Source organism: Isoptericola sp. NPDC060257 (genome assembly GCF_042726645.1).
In the GTDB taxonomy this organism is placed as follows: Bacteria; Actinomycetota; Actinomycetes; order Actinomycetales; family Cellulomonadaceae; genus Isoptericola; species Isoptericola nanjingensis.
The window spans coordinates 1-1449 of the sequence record NZ_JBHXAW010000493.1; the positions used below are offsets into that span (position 1 = coordinate 1).

Sequence of the window (1449 nt, forward strand, 5' to 3'; positions counted from 1 at the left end):
GATCTGGTGGCCGGTGTCCTGCCCGGCGTCACGGCCCGCTGCGTCGTCCATGGTGTCGTCGTTCATCGCGTCCAGCGTAGTTCGGCCGGGCGCTCCTGGCCGGTCCTGCGGCGCCGTTCAGCGCAGCCGGGCCCGGCGCTCCCAGCAGGAGGAGTGCCAGTGCCGACGGTCCTCGAGGCCCGCGGCCTCGCCGCCGACGACGTCGCGCTGCCAGGCGACGACGTGCGGCGTGCCGGCCGGGATCTCCTGGCGGCACGCGGGGCAGCGGTAGGCCTTGTCGCCGCCGCGCAACCGGCGCACCGTCCACTCGCCGTCCGCCGCGCTCTCCCGCCGGACGCCGCCGAGGGCGCGGTCGAGGTCGAGGGGCGGGGTCTCCGCCCCCCAGGGGCGCTTGCGGGAGGGTCGGCGGGACGGCATGGCAACCATTGTCGCGCGACGCGGGCCGGACCGGTCCGCCCGGCCGGTGCCCCGGCGGACCCTGGACGGCGCGGTCAGGTCGGGCCGTTACAGTGGCCCGGTTCGTCCCCGCCGACCGAAGGACTCCCCGTGAAGCTCCGCACGTCCGCCGCCGCTGCAACGCTGGCGCTGGCCGCGGCCCTGACCCTGACCGCCTGCGCCGACGACTCCTCCGGCGACGGCGCCACGCCGTCGGCCTCCGCGTCGTCGTCCCCGGCCACCGAGGCTCCCGAGCCGACGAAGGAGGACGTCGCCGCGCTCGAGACCGTGAAGGTCGAGGGCAAGGCCGGCGCGGAGCCGAAGGTGACCTTCAAGACGCCGCTCGAGGTCTCGGTGCCCACGTCGCGCGTGATCGACGAGGGCGACGGCGCCGACCTCGCCGAGGGCATGAAGATCACCATGGACACCGTCGCCTTCCTCGGCACCGACGGCTCCACCCAGGGGTCCACCTGGGAGCAGAAGGCCCCGCAGAGCTTCATCCTCGGCGACGCGAACTACGGCGTGCTCACCGAGCCGCTGACCGGACAGAAGGTCGGGACGCGCCTCCTCGTGGCCAACCCCGTGCAGGGGCAGGACGGCTCGACGGCCACGATGGTCAACCTCGTCGAGATCACCGACGCGACGAAGATCCCGACGCGCGCCGAGGGCACGGCCGTCGAGCCCGAGAAGGGCCTGCCGACGGTCACGCTCGACGACTCCGGCAAGCCCTCGGTGAAGATCCCCGACGGCTACGAGGCGCCCAAGGACCTCGTCGCTCAGACCCTCATCAAGGGCGACGGCGCCAAGGTCAAGAAGGACCAGACGGTCACCGCGCAGTACACGGGCTGGACGCTCGACGGCAAGTCGTTCGACTCCTCGTGGGACCGCGGCACGCCGAGCTCGTTCTCGCTCCAGCAGGTCATCCCGGGCTGGACGGACGGCCTCGCCGGCCAGACCGTCGGCAGCCAGGTGCTGCTCGTCATCCCCGCCGACCAGGCGTACGGCGCCGAGAAG

2 protein-coding genes are annotated in these 1449 nt (G+C 73.7%); one reads left to right on the forward strand and one right to left on the reverse strand.

Annotated features, from left to right (window positions below; translation table 11 throughout):
- Positions 1-117 precede the first annotated feature (117 nt).
- Positions 118-417, reverse strand: coding sequence for a hypothetical protein (locus tag ACFWEK_RS21600; protein WP_430548379.1), 300 nt, complete (start codon positions 415-417; stop codon positions 118-120).
- Positions 418-546: 129 nt separating this feature from the next.
- On the opposite strand from ACFWEK_RS21600, the gene ACFWEK_RS21605 reads away from it, so the two are divergent.
- Positions 547-1449, forward strand: a 903-nt coding sequence (locus ACFWEK_RS21605; protein ID WP_430555373.1) for an FKBP-type peptidyl-prolyl cis-trans isomerase, incomplete at its 3' end; no start/stop codon positions are given.

Bases quoted from the DNA above. Each gene is read 5' to 3' on its own strand.
- ACFWEK_RS21600 (WP_430548379.1), bottom strand. From the start codon at position 417: ATGCCGTCCCGCCGACCCTCCCGCAAGCGCCCCTGGGGGGCGGAGACC.